This is a genomic window from Mycolicibacterium palauense, assembly GCF_002592005.1.
Taxonomy (GTDB): Bacteria; Actinomycetota; Actinomycetes; order Mycobacteriales; family Mycobacteriaceae; genus Mycobacterium; species Mycobacterium palauense.
Genome location: NZ_NVQF01000002.1, coordinates 21796 through 37615, shown reverse-complemented (window position 1 = coordinate 37615; position 15820 = coordinate 21796). Strand labels below are relative to the sequence as shown.

The 15820-nt window shown below is 69.4% G+C and carries 14 protein-coding genes; 8 read left to right on the top strand and 6 right to left on the bottom strand.

The features are described 5' to 3' along the window. Positions 1 to 60: 60 nt before the first annotated feature. Positions 61 to 1464 carry an alpha/beta hydrolase domain-containing protein gene (locus CSR00_RS01080; protein ID WP_099020555.1) on the top strand — a complete coding sequence of 468 codons (1404 nt, stop codon included), beginning with the start codon at positions 61 to 63 and terminating at the stop codon, positions 1462 to 1464. Positions 1465 to 1494: 30 nt separating this feature from the next. Here CSR00_RS01080 and CSR00_RS01075 read toward each other — a convergent pair whose 3' ends face one another. From CSR00_RS01075 to CSR00_RS01065, 3 genes are all read right to left on the bottom strand, one after another. Then, positions 1495 to 2739, bottom strand: a complete 1245-nt coding sequence (locus CSR00_RS01075) for an alpha/beta hydrolase family protein (RefSeq protein WP_099020554.1) — start codon at positions 2737 to 2739, stop codon at positions 1495 to 1497. 106 nt (positions 2740 to 2845) lie between these two features. Beyond that, a complete protein-coding gene (locus CSR00_RS01070) occupies positions 2846 to 3964 on the bottom strand; it encodes an NAD(P)H-dependent flavin oxidoreductase (RefSeq protein ID WP_099020553.1) in 1119 nt (372 codons plus the stop codon). Next, positions 3964 to 5616, bottom strand: a complete 1653-nt coding sequence (locus CSR00_RS01065; RefSeq protein ID WP_099020552.1) for a medium/long-chain-fatty-acid--CoA/3-oxocholest-4-en-26-oate--CoA ligase — start codon at positions 5614 to 5616, stop codon at positions 3964 to 3966. Before CSR00_RS01065 ends, CSR00_RS01070 begins: the two co-directional genes overlap by 1 nt. A gap of 69 nt (positions 5617 to 5685) precedes the next feature. Here CSR00_RS01065 and CSR00_RS01060 point away from each other — a divergent pair, with 69 nt between their 5' ends. Then, positions 5686 to 6486, top strand: coding sequence for a crotonase/enoyl-CoA hydratase family protein (locus CSR00_RS01060; protein WP_099020551.1), 801 nt, complete (start codon positions 5686 to 5688; stop codon positions 6484 to 6486). Between the two features lie 137 nt (positions 6487 to 6623). Continuing rightward, positions 6624 to 7496 (top strand): type IV toxin-antitoxin system AbiEi family antitoxin, encoded by an 873-nt coding sequence (locus CSR00_RS01055; protein WP_099020550.1) that lies wholly within the window; start codon positions 6624 to 6626, stop codon positions 7494 to 7496. Between the two features lie 74 nt (positions 7497 to 7570). On the opposite strand, the gene CSR00_RS01050 is transcribed toward CSR00_RS01055, so the two are convergent. The 3 genes from CSR00_RS01050 to CSR00_RS01040 all read right to left on the bottom strand — a co-directional run bounded on the left by CSR00_RS01050 (position 7571) and on the right by CSR00_RS01040 (position 10691). After that, positions 7571 to 8770 (bottom strand): cytochrome P450, encoded by a 1200-nt coding sequence (locus tag CSR00_RS01050; RefSeq protein WP_099020549.1) that lies wholly within the window; start codon positions 8768 to 8770, stop codon positions 7571 to 7573. 40 nt (positions 8771 to 8810) lie between these two features. Then, positions 8811 to 9569 (bottom strand): acetoacetate decarboxylase family protein, encoded by a 759-nt coding sequence (locus tag CSR00_RS01045; protein WP_099020548.1) that lies wholly within the window; start codon positions 9567 to 9569, stop codon positions 8811 to 8813. 81 nt (positions 9570 to 9650) lie between these two features. Next, positions 9651 to 10691, bottom strand: a complete 1041-nt coding sequence (locus tag CSR00_RS01040; RefSeq protein ID WP_099020547.1) for an LLM class F420-dependent oxidoreductase — start codon at positions 10689 to 10691, stop codon at positions 9651 to 9653. An 88-nt stretch (positions 10692 to 10779) separates the two neighbouring features. Between CSR00_RS01040 and CSR00_RS01035 the strand changes: the two genes are divergently transcribed. The 5 genes from CSR00_RS01035 (at position 10780) to CSR00_RS01015 (ending at position 15789) form a co-directional block, all read left to right on the top strand. Further along, positions 10780 to 11790, top strand: coding sequence for a Zn-ribbon domain-containing OB-fold protein (locus CSR00_RS01035; RefSeq protein ID WP_099020546.1), 1011 nt, complete (start codon positions 10780 to 10782; stop codon positions 11788 to 11790). Positions 11791 to 11851: 61 nt separating this feature from the next. Beyond that, the gene (locus CSR00_RS01030) at positions 11852 to 12916 is read left to right on the top strand and encodes a thiolase family protein (protein WP_176561851.1); all 1065 of its coding nucleotides are present in this window, start codon (positions 11852 to 11854) and stop codon (positions 12914 to 12916) included. A 1-nt stretch (position 12917) separates the two neighbouring features. Continuing rightward, positions 12918 to 14105: a thiolase family protein gene (locus CSR00_RS01025; protein WP_099020545.1), complete on the top strand. Its 1188-nt coding sequence runs from the start codon at positions 12918 to 12920 to the stop codon at positions 14103 to 14105. A gap of 5 nt (positions 14106 to 14110) precedes the next feature. Next, complete coding sequence (locus tag CSR00_RS01020; RefSeq protein ID WP_099020544.1) at positions 14111 to 14989, top strand: TIGR03619 family F420-dependent LLM class oxidoreductase; 879 nt, start codon at positions 14111 to 14113, stop codon at positions 14987 to 14989. Between the two features lie 167 nt (positions 14990 to 15156). Then, entirely contained in the window at positions 15157 to 15789 is a 633-nt protein-coding gene (locus tag CSR00_RS01015) for a hypothetical protein (RefSeq protein ID WP_099020543.1), read from the top strand. Positions 15790 to 15820 lie beyond the last annotated feature (31 nt).

The window sequence follows — 15820 nt, the reverse complement described above, 5'->3', positions numbered from 1 at the left end:
AGATTCGGACATGAACCACAGTGGCAGTCGCGTGGACCCGTCGACACCCGGGGCCGCCAGGTGAGCGCCCCGACACTCACCCACGCCCCGGGAACGCCGAAACTGCTGCTGGGCAGCTACGACATCGCGACCCTGGGGTACACCGACGACGAGTACTTCCTGTCGGGATCGGCCACGGCCTACGACGCCACCGGCGAGCTCGGTCCGGACGGGTGCTGGGATGCAGCACCGTCGGCCACGGCGGACTACACCACCCGGATCGTCGTCCTGCAACCGTCCGAGGCCGCCACCTTCAACGGAACCGTCATCGTCGAATGGCTCAACGTCAGCGGCGGCATCGACGCGCCCGCGATCTGGTTCATGGCCCACCGCGAGCTGGTCCGGCAGGGCTACGCCTATGTCGCGGTCTCGGCGCAACAGGTCGGCATCGAGGGCGGCGCCAGCCTGGGCATGGACATGTCGCTGAAGAAGCAGGACCCGGAACGCTACTGGCATCTGAACCACCCCCAGGACGCCTTCTCCTACGACATCTTCACCCAGGTGGGCAGGCTGCTCCGCGAAGCGGGCGCGGACGTGCTGAGGGGATCCACCCCGGACTACGTCATCGCGGCCGGCGAGTCCCAGTCGGCGATGTTCCTGACCACCTATGTGAACGCCGTCGACCCGCTGGCACGCGTCTACGACGGCTTCCTCATCCACTCCCGGTTCGGCCCCGCCGCGGCGTTGGACGGCAGCTCCATCTTCGCCCAGCACGAGGACACCGCACCCCGGGCGGTGCGGTTCCGTCCCGATCTGCGCGTGCCGCTACTGACCGTGCTGACCGAGACCGACGTCGTCGGCGGCGCCCGGCCCGGCTACCACCGGGCGCGCCAACCCGACACCGAATCGCTGCGCACCTGGGAGATTCCCGGCACCGCCCATGCCGACAACTACACGATCCAGGTGAGCCGCATCGACACCGGCCATGCACCGCTCGAGGAGCTGGTCGCCGCGTACGCCCCGACCGATGCGCTGCTGGGTCAGCAGTTGCCGCACTACATCAACTTCGCCCCCCAGCACCATTACGTCCTGCAGGCGGCGCTCGACCGGGCGCACACCTGGGTTCGCACCGGCGCGCTCCCCCCTGCCGCCGCCCCGCTGGAACTGACCGACGCCGAGCCGCCGCGGCTGGTCCTCGACGGCAACGGCCTGGCCACGGGCGGGGTGCGCACCCCGTGGGTCGACGTACCGATCGCGCGGACCACGGGCATCGGCAGCGCCGAGAGCCCGCTGTCGCACCTGTTCGGCTCGGGCGAGCCGTTCGACACCGCCACCGTCGCCCGGCTCTACCCCGGCGGCGCCCCGGAGTATCTCGAACGTTTCACGGCGGCACTGGATTCGGCGATTCAGGCGGGCTTCCTGCTGGCGGCGGATCGCGAGGAGATCCTGGCTCTGGCCGCGGCGACCTACCCGGGGGGCCGGTGAGCCTGCGGTGCCCTCCACTCAGGCCACAGTTCAGGCCTCGACGGCGGACCGATCGACCAGGCCGGCCTGCACCAGCGCGTAGTCGACGAACTCCTGCACCGCCTTGGAGCGGAAGAAGGCCGCGTGTCCGCCGTGGTACCAGACGATCTCGGGCCGGCCCCAGTGCTCCCAGATGCGCACGGCATGTGACCGTGGATGCACGATGTGGTCGGCGATCCCCGCGTAGACGAAGCGACCGGACATCGGCACACGGGGGCTCAGCGACAGCGGTGAGAGCATCCGCCCGAGGGGTTCCGCCCGGACCAGCAGTTGCTGGCGCGGGTCGTCCTCGGCGAACCCGGCGTGGTACTCGAACACCTTGACCAGATCGATCACCGGGACACCGAGGATGGCGCAGGCGAGGCCGTCTTCGAGGCTGGCGACCAGCGAGGTGACGTAGGCACCCAGCGACATGCTGTTCAGCCCGATCGGTGCGCCCGGGTCCTGCGACCTGATCCAGGACAGCAGCCGCCGCACGTCCCACACCGACTGGGCGGTGGAGTGCGCGTTGTCCAGGAGGTTCTCGGACGGGAACGACACCCCCTTGGGCAGCCCGCGTTTGCGGGGGCCGTGCATCGGCAGCACCGGCAGCGCGACGTTGAGCCCGAGGTTCTCATGGAGGTGCCAGGCCCGGAACAGGCGCAGGTCGATGGTGGCCCGGCCCATCTCGCTGCCGTGCACGCACACCACCCAGGGGCGGGGCTCGTCGTGGCGCAGGACCAGCGCGTACTCACGCTGGTTGGAGGTGTAGCCCTGCCAGCGCTCGGCGCCCGGTTCGCCCGGGTGGGGGGCGTACCCGCTGTCGAAGGAGATTCGCTCGTGGGAACGTTTTCCGTCCACGATTCGGCGGGTGCTGACCTCGTCCAGCGGCGGGGGCTCGGGGAAGAACGTCTCGGGATGATCCAGCCAGCCGTTCTGCCCGTAGAACTCGATCGCCGCGGCGACTTCGCGGTCGACCCGATCGAACACCTCTTGTTCGGGAAACCCCCGGAACGCCCGGAACGCGGTGACGACGACCTCGTCCAACAACGCGTGCGCGGCCAGCACCGGCGACGGCCGCACGACCGGAAGGTCGGTGGACTCACCGCCGAGATAGCGCGTCCAGGTCTGCGCATAGAACCGGCCGGCCCGGGCGAAGGGCCCGACGACGTGGCCGAACGGAGCGAGGCCCGCCGCGAGCGGACCCGACGCTCCCGCCGGCCTGCGGCCGGGGTCGTGGCTTTCTGGCCCTGCCATACAGGCACACGCTATGGGCAACGCCCCGGCTCCGACCAGGGCCTTACGTCCCTCGAGTCGGTTCCGCCCGGCCCTTAAACCGCGCCGACGGTCCCAGGCGGGACGCTCAGCGGTCGCGGATGGCGTCGAGCCGCGCGGTGGCGGCCTCGAACCCGGCGACCAGTTCGCCGATGATGTCGGCGACGGGGCGGATCTCGTTCATCCTGCCGACGATCTGGCCGACGGGCATCGCCACCGCGGTCGGATCGCCGGATTCGCTCATCCGCTGATGGGCCTCGCTGACGAGGATGTTCTGCAGCGGCATCGGCAGCGGCTCGGGCGCCTCGGGCGCGTCCCAGGCATCGGTCCAGCGGCTCTTGAGCAGCCGGGCCGGCTTTCCGGTGTAGATGCGCCGCCGAACGGTGTCACCCGAGGTCGCGGCCAGCATCGCCTGCTGGACCACCGAGGTCCCCTCGGCGGTGCGGACACCCAGGTCGTACTCGGCGGCGGTGAGGAAGGCCGAACCCATCCAGACACCCTGCGCGCCGAGCGCCAGCGCGGCGGCGACCTGGCGGCCGGTGCCGATGCCGCCGGCGGCCAGCACCGGGGTCTCGCCGACCGCGTCGACGATCTCCGGCCACAGCACCATCGACCCGATCTCGCCGGTGTGCCCGCCGGCCTCGTGGCCCTGGGCGACGACGATGTCGACGCCGTTGTCGACATGTCGTCGGGCATGGGTGGCCGATCCGGCCAGTGCGGCGACCGGCACGCCCGCGGCGTGCACCTGGTCGATCACATCCCTGGGCGGAGAGCCCAGCGCGTTGGCGATCAGCTTGATCGGATGTTTCAGGGCGACCTCGACGTGGCTGCGGGCCACCGAGTGCAGCCACCCCAGCACCCCTTCGGAGCGCTGCTCGTCCTCGGGCAGCGGCGGCACGCCGAGATCGGCCAGGGTCTTGGCGACGAAATCGCGGTGCGGTTGGGGGATCAGCTTGTCGATGTCGACCGAGGTGCCCTCGGTGGGGATCTTGGCGGGCATCACCACGTCGACCCCGTAGGGCTTACCGCCGGTGTTCTCGTCCATCCAGCACAGCACGTTCTCGAGATCGTCTGGATGGTTGAACCGCACGCAGCCCAGCACACCGAGCCCGCCGGCGCGGCTGACCGCGGCGGCCACCTTCTCCGACGGGGTGAACACGAAGATCGGGTAGTCGATCCCGAACCGGTCGCACAGCTCGGTGCGCATCAGGCCTGCACTCCCTGGGCCGCCCGGTGACTGGAATGCACCTCGTCGGCGGGGCGTGCCTCGGTCTGCTCCTTGGCCCAGCGGTAGTCGGGCTTGCCGGCCGGGGAACGCCTCACCTCGTCGACGATCCAGAGGCTGCGCGGCACCTTGTACCCGGCGATCTGGGTGCGCACGTGGGCGTCGAGGTCGGCCAGCGTGGGCCGCACGCCTTCGCGCCCCTGCACCACGGCGGCCACGTGCTGTCCGTAGCGTTCGTCGGGCACGCCGACAACCAGGGCGTCGAACACGTCGGGGTGGCCCTTGAGCGCGGCCTCGACCTCTTCGGGGTAGACCTTCTCACCGCCGGTGTTGATCGACACCGATCCCCGGCCCAGCATGGTGACCGTGCCGTCGGCCTCCACCTCGGCGTAGTCGCCGGGGATGGCGTAGCGCACGCCGTTGATGGTGCGGAAGGTCTCGGCGGTCTTCTTCTCGTCCTTGTAGTAGCCCACCGGCAGGTGACCGCGCTTGGCGATGATTCCGCGCACCCCGGAACCGGGGACCACCTCGTTGCCGTCGTCGTCGAGGACGACGGTGTTCTTGTCGATGGACACCCGGGGGCCGCCGGTGTTCGATCCGCCCTTGGCCACGATGCTGGTGCCGCCGAACCCGGTCTCCGAGGAGCCGATCGAGTCGGTGATCACCCGGTTGGGCAGCAGTTCGAGGAACTTCTCCTTGATGCTGGGCGAGAACAGTGCCGCGGTGCTGGCCAGCAGGAACAGCGAGGACAGGTCATACTCGGATTCGACCTTGAGCAGCGCGTCCAGCAGCGGCCGGCCCATCGCGTCGCCGGTGAAGAACAGCAGGTTGACCTTGCGGTCGTTGACCGTGCGCCAGACCTCCTCGGCGTCGAATTCCGGTGCGAGCACGACGGTTCCACCGGAGAACAGCGCCATCCAGGTGGCCGACTGCGACGCGCCGTGGATCATCGGCGGGATCGGGAACCGCACCATCGGCGGGCCGGCGGCGGCCTGCTCGGCCAGGGTGTACTCGCCCTCGACGTATTCTCCGGTGGCGTAGTCGATTCCACCGAGAAGCACCCGATAGATGTCCTCGTGGCGCCACATCACGCCCTTGGGGAACCCGGTCGTGCCGCCGGTGTAGAGCAGATAGATGTCGTCCTCGCTGCGGGGGCCGAAGTCCCGCACCGGCGAGCCCTGCGCGAGGGCCTCCTCGAACGCCACGCCGCCGTAGGCGCCGTAGTCGAGGTCGGATCCGTCCTCGATGACCAGCACGGTCTCGACCTTCGGGGTGTCGGGCAGCACGTTGGCCACCTTGTCGCTGTAGCGGCGCTCGTGGATCAGGGCGACCATGTCGGAGTTGTCGAACAGGTAGCGCAACTCGCCCTCGACATAGCGGAAGTTGACGTTCACCAGAATGGCGCCGGCCTTGATGATGCCCAGCATCGCCACGACCGTCTCGATCCGGTTGCGGCAGTAGATGCCCACCTTGTCGTCCTTCTTGACGCCCCGGGCCTGGAGGTAGTGCGCCAGCCGGTTGGCCTTCTCCTCCAGTCCGGCGTAGGTCAACTCCTCTGCGCCACAGATGAGGGCGACGCGGTCAGGCACGGCGTCAATGGCATGCTCGGCGAGATCGGCGATGTTGAGGGCCATGGCCCCTAAACTAGAACGTGTTACATTTCGTGACAAGTTCCATGCCTCGGCGCAGAAAGGTGGACACCGGTGAGCGAGCCCGACAAAGGTCCCGACGCCCTCGTTGAACAGCGCGGACACACCCTGATCGTCACGCTGAACCGGCCCGAGGCCCGCAACGCGCTGTCCACTGAGATGCTCTCGATCATGGTCGAGGCCTGGGACCGCGTCGACAACGATCCGGAGATCCGCAGCTGCATCCTCACCGGCGCGGGCGGGTACTTCTGCGCGGGCATGGACCTCAAGGCCGCGACCAAGAAGCCGCCGGGGGACTCGTTCGCCGACGGCAGCTACGACCCCTCGCGCATCGACGGGCTGCTCAAGGGCCGTCGCCTGACCAAACCGCTGATCGCCGCCGTGGAGGGCCCCGCGATCGCCGGCGGCACCGAGATCCTGCAGGGCACCGACATCCGCATCGCCGGAGAGAGCGCCAAGTTCGGCATCTCCGAGGCGAAGTGGAGCCTGTACCCGATGGGCGGCTCCGCGGTGCGACTGGTGCGCCAGATCCCCTACACGATCGCCTGTGACCTGCTGCTGACCGGGCGGCACATCACCGCCACCGAAGCCCTGGACTACGGGCTGATCGGCTACGTCGTTCCCGACGGCACGGCGCTGGACAAGGCCCTGGCGATCGCCGAGGTGATCAACAACAACGGCCCGCTGGCGGTGCAGGCGATCCTGCGCTCGATCCGCGAGACCGAAGGAATGCACGAGAACGACGCGTTCAAGATCGACACCCAGATCGGGATCTCGGTGTTCCTGTCCGAGGACGCCAAGGAGGGTCCGCGGGCGTTCAAGGAGAAGCGCACGCCCAACTTCCAGATGAAGTAGCCGGCAACGGCCCGTCTCCGCCCGCCGAAAGTGCGGATCGGTACGCGAGGACCGCCACGTGCGTACGGAACCGCACCCTCGGGAGCGCCTGTGGATCGCCGTCGGGCCTGGCGGGCGAGGGCTGGCACCGTGCTGGCATGCCTCGTCTCGGCGGGCCGTTCCGCGCGACGGAGGCCCTTGACGCGGGCGCCCTGACGTATCGGGAGTTGCGCCGCCTGCACACCGCGGTCTACCCCGGCGTGTGGATGGCCCGCGACCTCGAAATGACCGCCCGCCTGCGCGCCCGCGCGGCCTGGCTGTGGTCACAGCGTCGCGGCGTGTTGGCGGGACTGTCGGCGTCGGCCATCCTCGGCGCCAGGTGGATCGACGCCGACCTCTGCGCGGAGCTCATCCACACGAATCGGCGGCCCCCGCGCGGCATCACGGTCCACAGCGATACGCCGGCATCCGGGGAGACCCGGCTCGCCTCGGGAATGTGCGTGACCACGCCGGCACGCACCGCCTTCGACCTGGGCCGACGACTGCCCCTGGTTGCCGGTGTCCAGCGGGTGGACGCGCTGATGAACGCCACCGGCGTCGACGCGGCGGCCATCGCCCACATCGCTGCGACACATCGTGGTGCTCGCGGCTCGCGTCACCTGCGCGAAACCCTGCGCCTCGTCGACGGCGGCGCCGAATCACCCTACGAGTCGTTGACCCGCATTCTGTTGGTGGAACATGGGTTTCCGAAGCCCGAAACGCAGATCGACGTGGTCGACGACGACGGTGTGGTCTTCGCCCGCATCGACATGGGCTGGCGCGAGTACCGCGTGGGAGTGGACTTCGACGGCGCCCACCACTGGACCGATTCGAAACAACGGGACCGCGACGTGGAACGGTACGCCAGACTGCCCGAACTGGGCTGGATCGATGTCAGGGTCACCAGTGGCATCCTGCGCAGCCGCCGGGCGGCGTTCTTCGAACGGGTCGGCGCCGCGCTCATCGCCCGCGGCTGTCCGAGAACGTGGTGAGTCGCATCGACTGTGCGGGTTGATACGGCCAGAGCGGCTTTTCCGTATGAAGTCGCACGCTCGTGGGCGGTACCTCAGCCGAGCAGCCTGGGGCCCGGGGTGAACACGACCGGCATCTGCTCCAGCCCGCTGACGAAGTTGGCGGGGCGCAGCGGCAGCCGGCTCTCGTCGGCCAGGCGCAGATCCGGCATCCGCTCGACCACCCGCGAGAGCATCAGTTTGAGTTCCAGCCGGGCCAGCTGATTGCCCATGCAGAAATGCGTGCCGAACCCGAACGCCAGGTGACTGTTCGGGTTCCGGTCGATGTTGAAACCGTCCGGGTCCTCGAAGACGCTCTCGTCGAAGTTGGCCGACTCGAACATCAGCATGATCTTCTCGCCGGCCCTCAGCTCGGTGCCGTGGAACTCGATGTCGCGGGTCAGCGTGCGGCACATGTTCTTCACCGGTGAGGTCCAGCGCAGCATCTCCTCGATGGCCGCCGGCAGCAGCGCGGGGTCGGCGACCACCCGCTCCCACTGGTCGCGGTGGCGCAGCAACTGCTCGGTACCGCCGGACAGCGTGTGCCGGGTGGTCTCGTCGCCGCCGATGAGGATCAGCAGGGTCTCCATGACGATCTCGTCGTCGGACATCCGCTGACCCTCGACCTCGGCGTTGACCAGAATCGAGAACAGGTCGTCGGTCGGCTCGGCGCGCCGCTTGGTGATCATCTCCATGGAGAAGGCGGTGTAGGCGGCGAAGGTGTCCATCACCTTCTGCATCGCGGTCTCGTCCAGATGCGAGCTGAGGCCACAGACCAGGTCATCCGACCAGGTGAGCAGCATCTCGCGCTGCTCCGGCAGTACGCCGAGCATGTCGCCGATCACCGCCATCGGCAGCGGAGCGGCGATGTGGCGTACGTAGTCACACTCGCCACGTTCGATCACCCCGTCGATGAGGGTGTCGCACAACCGGCCGATCGATCCCACCTTGTCCATGACGCGCTTGCGGGTGAATCCGGCGTTGACCAGCTTGCGCCGCAACAGGTGTGCCGGATCGTCCATGTCGATCATGTACGGCATTCCCGGCGTGTCGGGGCGGATACCGCCGGTGCTGGAGAACACCTCCGGATTGCGCTCGGCATCCAGGACCGCCTGGTAGGTGGTGGCCGCGGCCAGACCGTTGCGGTCCCGGAAGACGGGCTGGTTGGCGCGCATCCACCGGTAGGCCTCGCGGGCGTTGCCGTCGGCGTAGAAGTTGCCGTCGGCGAGGTCTACGTCAAGCGTCGTGGCGGTCATGGGCTGGGGCTGCTCCCGGTTGAGTTGTGTGATCGGTCGATCACGTGGTGACGTCGTGGGCGTCGCCGAACGTCATCTCGACATTGGCAGAGGACTGGCTCACCAGGGCGCGTTTGGGCAAACCGAGGGCTCGCAGTTCATCGGCGTAGGGGTGGTCGCCCAGCCGCAGCCTGGCCCCACCCGCGCGCACCCGCATTCCGGAATTCCTCATCTCCCAGGGAATCTCACGCGTCACACCGTCCAGGCAGCTGTAGGTGGTCAGCACCTGGGGCCGGGCGGTCAACGCCGAGGGGACCGGCAGCCCCGCACCGAACTCGATGCCGGCGATCATCCGGCCGTCCTCGGCCACCTCGAAGTCGAACTTCGGGCTCTCCCGGACGGTGAAGTCGGCCATGATCTTCGGGAATCCCCAGATGCGCCGGCCGGCCTCCAGCGTGAAGGACTGGTTGACCGGGAGGTGGTGGATGAAGGCGGCGGCGGCGCCGAGCGCCCGCAGGCCCGCCAGGCCCGAGGGTGCCGGACGTCCGGGGGGGTTGACCATCACCGCGGTGCCGAACTCGTGGTACCGGCCGAGGTCACCGTCGACGTAGCGGACGAGCATCAGCATGGTCACCGCGCGGCCGGGCAGGTACTCGCAGACCCGCAGTCCGCTGTAGTCGATCATGCGCTGGGCGGCCGGCGCGGGCACCGAGAACATCGCGACATGGGTGTCGGCGGTGCGGATCCGCACCGGCATGGTGAGCACGGTGCCCGCGATGGTGTGCGTGCTGACGGCGGCGCCCGGCCCTGTGTCGGTCATCACGCCAATCTAGAACGCGTTCTAGACAGAGTGCAACAAGTGTCTACTGCCGACTACACCGAGCCGGGTGTACCAGATCGACTACACCAGGTCGACCAGGTCGCGGATCTGCTCGGTGGACCGGGCGCCGACCACCATCATCGTGACGCCGGCGGCCTCCCAGGCCGCGATCTGCTTGCGCACGAAGTCGATGTCTCCGACGATGGCCGCGTCGTCGACCAGCTCGTCGGGGATCACCTTGGCCGCCTGCTCTTTTCCGTCCTCGGTCCCCGAGCGGAACAACCTGGTGACGTCGTCGACCACCTCGGCGTAACCCATGCGGCGGTAGACGTCGGCGTGGAAGTTGGTGCCCTCGGCTCCCATCCCCCCCATGTAGAGCGCCAGATGCGGCTTGATGAGCTCCAGCACCGCAGGCCGGTCATCGGTGACGACGACCTGCGCGGTCGCACAGATCTCGAAGTCCTCCCGGGAGCGCCTGGCCCCCGGACGGGAGAATCCCTCATCGAGCCACTCGTTGTACATCGGCGCCAGGCGCGGGCTGTAGAAGATCGGCAGCCAGCCGTCACAGATCTCGGCGGCCAGGGCCACGTTCTTGGGCCCCTCCGCGCCGAGCATGATCGGGATGTCGGCGCGGCGCGGATGGGTGATCGGCTTGAGCGCCTTGCCCAGCCCGGTGGTGCCCTCCCCCGACAACGGCAGCGGGTAGTGCGGGCCGGGGCTGGTCACCGGCGCCTCACGCGCCCACACCTGGCGGATGATGTCGATGTACTCCCGGGTGCGGGCCAGCGGCTTGGGAAAGCGCTGCCCGTACCACCCCTCCACCACCTGCGGGCCCGAGACCCCGAGCCCGAGGATGTGGCGCCCCCCGGAGAGGTGGTCCAGGGTCAGAGCGGCCATCGCGCACGCCGTCGGGGTGCGGGCCGACAGCTGGATCACCGACGTACCCAGCCGCATCCGGGTCGTCTCCCGGCCCCACCAGGCCAGCGGCGTGTAGGCGTCGGATCCCCAGGCCTCCGCGGTGAACACCGTGTCGAAGCCCGCCTGCTCGGCGGCGGCGACCAGTTCGCCGTGGTTGGTGGGTGGCTGCGCACCCCAGTAACCCAGCTGGAGTCCAAGCTTCATCGGGAATCGACCTCTCTCTCGCATGTCCGCACCGGGCCGACCCGACCCGTTCTTGAAACCGTTCTTAGAACCTGTTCTACTCGATGCTGTGACCGCCAGCCAGAGCAGCCCGGCGCAGATCGTGGACCATGAGCCGCCGCTGTCCGCACCGTTGCAACTGTCCTTCGACTACACCCGTTCGGTCGGGCCGATCCTCAGCCAGTTCTTCACGGCACTGCGCGAGCGCCGCATCGTCGGGACCCGAGGTTCCGACGGCCGGGTGTTCGTCCCACCCGCCGAGTATGACCCCGTCACCTATGCCCCGCTGACGGAGGTGGTGCCGGTGGCCAGCGTCGGAACGGTGGTGTCGTGGACCTGGCAGCCCGAGCCGCTGGAGGGCCAGCCGCTGGATCGCCCGTTCGCCTGGGCGCTGATCAAACTCGACGGCGCCGACACGGCGATGCTGCACGCCGTCGACTGCGGTTCGGCCGACCGGATCGCCACCGGGAGCCGGGTGCACGTGCACTGGGTCGACGAGCCCGTCGGGGCGATCACCGACATCGCCCACTTCGTGCCGGGGGAGCAGCCCGAGCCGGCCACCGACACCGCCGACACCGCTGACACCGCCGACCAGCGTGACCCGGTGACGATGCTGGTGGTGCCCACCGCCATCGAGATCCAGCACACCGCCTCCCAGCCCGAGAGCGCGTTCCTGCGCGCGCTGGAGCGCGGCGTGCTGCTGGGCGCCCGCACCGGCGACGACGGCAAGGTCTACTTCCCTCCCAAGGAGGCCGACCCGGCGACGGGGCGCGAGCTCGACCAGTTCGTCGAGCTGTCCGACAAGGGCACGGTGACGACGTTCGCGATCATCAACATCCCGTTCGCCGGGCAGCGGATCAAGCCGCCGTACGTGGCGGCCTACGTGCTGCTCGACGGCGCCGACATCCCGTTCCTGCACCTGGTCACCGAGATCGAGGCCAGCGAGGTGCGCATGGGCATGCGGGTCGAGGCGGTGTGGAAACCCCGCGAGGAGTGGGGGCTGGGGATCGACAACATCGACCACTTCCGGCCGACCGGCGAACCCGACGCCGACTACGAGACCTACCGGCACCACCTCTGAGCACCGAATCTCTGAGCACCGACCCGCACCGACCCGCACCGACCGAACAAGGAACCAAGCGATGACTGATCACGAAGTGGCGGTGGTCGGATTCGCGCACGCACCCCATGTGCGGCGCACCGACGGCACCACCAACGGCGTCGAGATGCTGATGCCGTGCTTCGGCGAGCTCTACGACGAACTCGGCATCTCCCAGCGCGATATCGGGTTCTGGTGCTCGGGCTCGTCGGACTACCTGGCCGGCCGCGCGTTCTCGTTCATCTCGGCCATCGACTCGATCGGGGCGGTGCCCCCGATCAACGAATCGCACGTGGAGATGGACGCCGCCTGGGCCCTGTACGAGGCCTACATCAAGATCCTGACCGGTGAGGTGGACACCGCGCTGGTCTACGGGTTCGGCAAGTCCAGCGCCGGGGTCCTGCGCCGGGTACTGGCCCTGCAGACCGACCCCTACACCGTCGCGCCCCTGTGGCCGGACTCGGTGTCGATGGCGGGGCTGCAGGCCCGGATGGGGCTGGACGCCGGCACCTGGACCGACGAGCAGATGGCCCAGGTCGCGTTGGACTCGTTCGCCGCGGGGGGACGCACCGACAGCGAGAAGCCCGCGAAGAGCATCGACGAGCTGCTGGCGCGGCCGTTCTTCGCCGATCCGCTGCGCCGCCACGACATTGCGCCCATCACCGACGGGGCGGCCGCGATCGTGCTGGCCTCCGCGGACCGGGCGCGGGAACTGCGCGAGAACCCGGCCTGGATCGCCGGGATCGAGCACCGGATCGAAACCCCGGTCCTCGGGGCCCGGGACCTGACGACGTCGCCGTCGACGGCCGCGGTGGCCGCGGTGGCCACCGGCGGGGACGCCGGGTCGATCGAGATCGCCGAGCTGTGCGCCCCGTTCACCCACCAACAGCTGATCCTGACCGAGGCGATCGGGCTGCCGGACACGACGAAGGTCAACCCCTCCGGCGGCGCGCTGGCCGCCAACCCGATGTTCGCGGCCGGCCTGGAGCGCATCGGGTTCGCCGCCCGGCACATCTTCTCCGGCTCGGCCCAGCGGGTGCTCGCCCACGCCACCAGCGGTCCGGCCCTGCAACAGAACCTGGTCGCGGTCCTCGAAGGGAACAGCTGACGTGACGAAGAACCTGGCGGCGGTGCTGGGCACCGGGCAGACGAAGTACGTGTCCAAGCGGACCGATGTGTCGATGAACGGTCTGGTCCGTGAGGCGATCGACAGGGCACTGGCGGACTCCGGTGCGACCTTCGACGACATCGACGCCGTCGTCGTCGGCAAGGCCCCCGACTTCTTCGAGGGCGTCATGATGCCGGAGCTGTTCATGGCCGACGCGGTCGGCGCCACCGGCAAACCGCTGATCCGGGTGCACACCGCCGGATCGGTGGGCGGCTCGACGGCGATCGTCGCCGCCAGCCTGGTGCAGTCGGGCAGATACCGCCGGGTGCTGGCGATGGCCTGGGAGAAGCAGTCCGAATCCAACGCCATGTGGGCGCTGTCGATCCCGGTCCCGTTCACCAAGCCGGTGGGGGCCGGCGCCGGGGGCTACTTCGCCCCGCACGTGCGCGCCTACATCCGCCGCTCCGGCGCGCCGACCCACATCGGGGCCATGGTCGCGGTCAAGGACCGTCTCAACGGCGCCAGGAACCCGCTGGCGCACCTGCAACAGGCCGACATCACGCTGGAGAAGGTGATGGCCTCCCAGATGCTGTGGGACCCGATCCGCTTCGACGAGACCTGCCCGTCCTCCGACGGCGCGTGCGCGATGGTGTTCGGCGACGAGGCCGCCGCCGACGCCCGGGTCGCCGACGGACACCCGGTGGCCTGGGTGCACGCCACCGCGCTGCGCACCGAACCGCTGGCCTACTCCGGGCGCGACCAGGTCAACCCGCAGGCCGGCCGGGACGCCGCCGCGGCGCTGTGGAAGGCGGCGGGTATCACGAGCCCCATCGACGAGATCGACGTCGCCGAGGTCTACGTCCCGTTCTCCTGGTTCGAGCCGATGTGGCTGGAGAACCTGGGCTTCGCGCCCGAGGGCGAGGGCTGGAAGCTCACCGAGGCCGGCGAGACCGCCATCGGGGGCCGCATCCCGTTCAACCCGTCCGGCGGCGTGCTGTCGTCGAACCCCATCGGCGCCTCGGGCATGATCCGGTTCGCCGAGTCGGCCATCCAGGTGATGGGCAAGGCCGGCGAGCACCAGGTGCCGGGGGCACACAAGGCGCTGGGCCACGCCTACGGGGGCGGCTCGCAGTACTACTCGATGTGGGTCGTCGGCAGCGAGAAGCCGGACAGGCCGGCCGCCGGATGACGCGCATGAAGTACACGTGCAGCGTCGCGATGGGGCCCGTCGACGAACTCGTACATATCGCGCAGGCCGCCGAGGAGGCCGGCTTCGACGCGATCGCCCTGCCGGACTCGCTGTTCTACATGGAGAAGCAGGAGGCCGACTACCCCTACACCCCCGACGGTTCGCGGATGTGGAACGCCGAGACCCCCTGGGTCGACCCGCTGATCGCCGCGGCGGCCATGGGTGCGGTGACCTCCACCCTGCGCTTCTACACCAACGTGATGAAACTCGGTTCGCGCAACCCGCTGCTGCTGGCCCGCCAGGTCGGCTCGGTGGCCAACCTCACCGGCAACCGGTTCGGCTTCGGTGTCGGCATCGGCTGGGCGCCCGAGGAGTTCGAATGGTGCGGCGTGCCCTTCGCCAAGCGCGGCGCCCGGGTCGACGAGATGATCGAGGTCATCAAGCTGGTGTTGGCCGGCGGCATGGTGGAGTACCACGGCCGGTTCTTCGACTTCGACCGTCTGCAGATGAGCCCGGCGCCCAGCGAGCCGGTGCCGTTCTACGTCGGGGGCCACACCGACGTGGCCCTGCGCCGCGCCGCCCGCGTCGGCGACGGCTGGACCAGCGCCATGATGACCTGCGCACAGCTGGGCGAGACCATCTCCGCGCTGAACAAGCTGCGCGCCGAGTACGGCCGCGGCGGGGAACCGTTCGAGTTCCAGGCCGTGTGCATCGACAAGTTCGACGTCGACGGGCACCGCGAACTCGCCGCGGCCGGCGTCACCGACAACATCGTGATCCCCTGGGTGCTCGACGGTCTGGGTTTCGATGCGCCGCTGGACAAGAAGAAGGACTCGATCAAGCGGTTCGCCGACACCTACATCCACTCGGGCTGGCAGCAGTAAGCCGGCGGCGGTAACGAGCCCCGCCGGCGCCGCGTCGGGAGGCCAACATCACCCCTGCGCGAGGCCGAAACGGGTCGCGGGCGGGCGTAGACTGTGCCGAGGACATTTCCGTCCGCCAAAGCCCCCCATGCAGGCCCGGCACGGGCCCGAGTAGAAGCACGATCAGGTTGTCCAGGTATTTCCGGGCCGTCCGGCCCAAGCGCGTCGTCGCCACCGCGGCCGCGGCACTGCTCGTCGTCGGCGCCGCCGGCTGTGACGCAGCCAACACCAACACCCCCGGCAGGCTGGGGATGACCCCCACGACCAGCGCCGTCATCGAGCCCCAGAAGGCCGACAGCACCGACTACAGCCGGCTGCTGGTCACCGCCGACGACATCAGCGTCCCGCCGCAGGTGTTCACCACCGCGTCGTCGAAGGTGAACCCGAACGGCCTGAGCGGTGCCAGTGCGTTGTTCGTCAACGACGACGACACCCAGGCCGTCGCCGCGACCCTGTTGATCTACCCGGACGCGGCCACCGCGACGGCTACCCTGCACCAGGCCGTGGCCAGCGTCGGCAACCTCGTGGCCGGGGGCACCCCGCGTGCGAGTTCGGTGGGAACCGGCGGGACCGCGATCACCGGCCAGTCCCCGGACGGGACCAAGGCGGTGACGATGCTGCTGTTCACCGAGGGCCCGGCGCTGATGCGCCTGGAGTTCGACAGCGCGCCCGGCCAGCCCGCCGACGAGCAGTTCGTCACCTACGTCGGCAAGATGCAGGACGTCGCGCTGCGGGTCGGGCTCGACGAGGATTCGGCCTGACCCGGACCGGACCGGCGCCGTCCGCGGCGGG

What these genes read in the sequence shown, in the direction of transcription:
- CSR00_RS01075 (WP_099020554.1), bottom strand. Translation starts at nt 2,739, where the DNA reads ATGGCAGGGCCAGAAAGCCACGACCCCGGCCGCAGGCCGGCGGGAGCG.
- CSR00_RS01070 (WP_099020553.1), bottom strand. Translation starts at nt 3,964, where the DNA reads ATGCGCACCGAGCTGTGCGACCGGTTCGGGATCGACTACCCGATCTTC.
- CSR00_RS01065 (WP_099020552.1), bottom strand. Translation starts at nt 5,616, where the DNA reads ATGGCCCTCAACATCGCCGATCTCGCCGAGCATGCCATTGACGCCGTG.
- CSR00_RS01055 (WP_099020550.1), top strand. Translation starts at nt 6,624, where the DNA reads ATGCCTCGTCTCGGCGGGCCGTTCCGCGCGACGGAGGCCCTTGACGCG.
- CSR00_RS01050 (WP_099020549.1), bottom strand. Translation starts at nt 8,770, where the DNA reads ATGACCGCCACGACGCTTGACGTAGACCTCGCCGACGGCAACTTCTAC.
- CSR00_RS01045 (WP_099020548.1), bottom strand. Translation starts at nt 9,569, where the DNA reads ATGACCGACACAGGGCCGGGCGCCGCCGTCAGCACGCACACCATCGCG.
- CSR00_RS01040 (WP_099020547.1), bottom strand. Translation starts at nt 10,691, where the DNA reads ATGAAGCTTGGACTCCAGCTGGGTTACTGGGGTGCGCAGCCACCCACC.
- CSR00_RS01030 (WP_176561851.1), top strand. Translation starts at nt 11,852, where the DNA reads ATGACTGATCACGAAGTGGCGGTGGTCGGATTCGCGCACGCACCCCAT.
- CSR00_RS01020 (WP_099020544.1), top strand. Translation starts at nt 14,111, where the DNA reads ATGAAGTACACGTGCAGCGTCGCGATGGGGCCCGTCGACGAACTCGTA.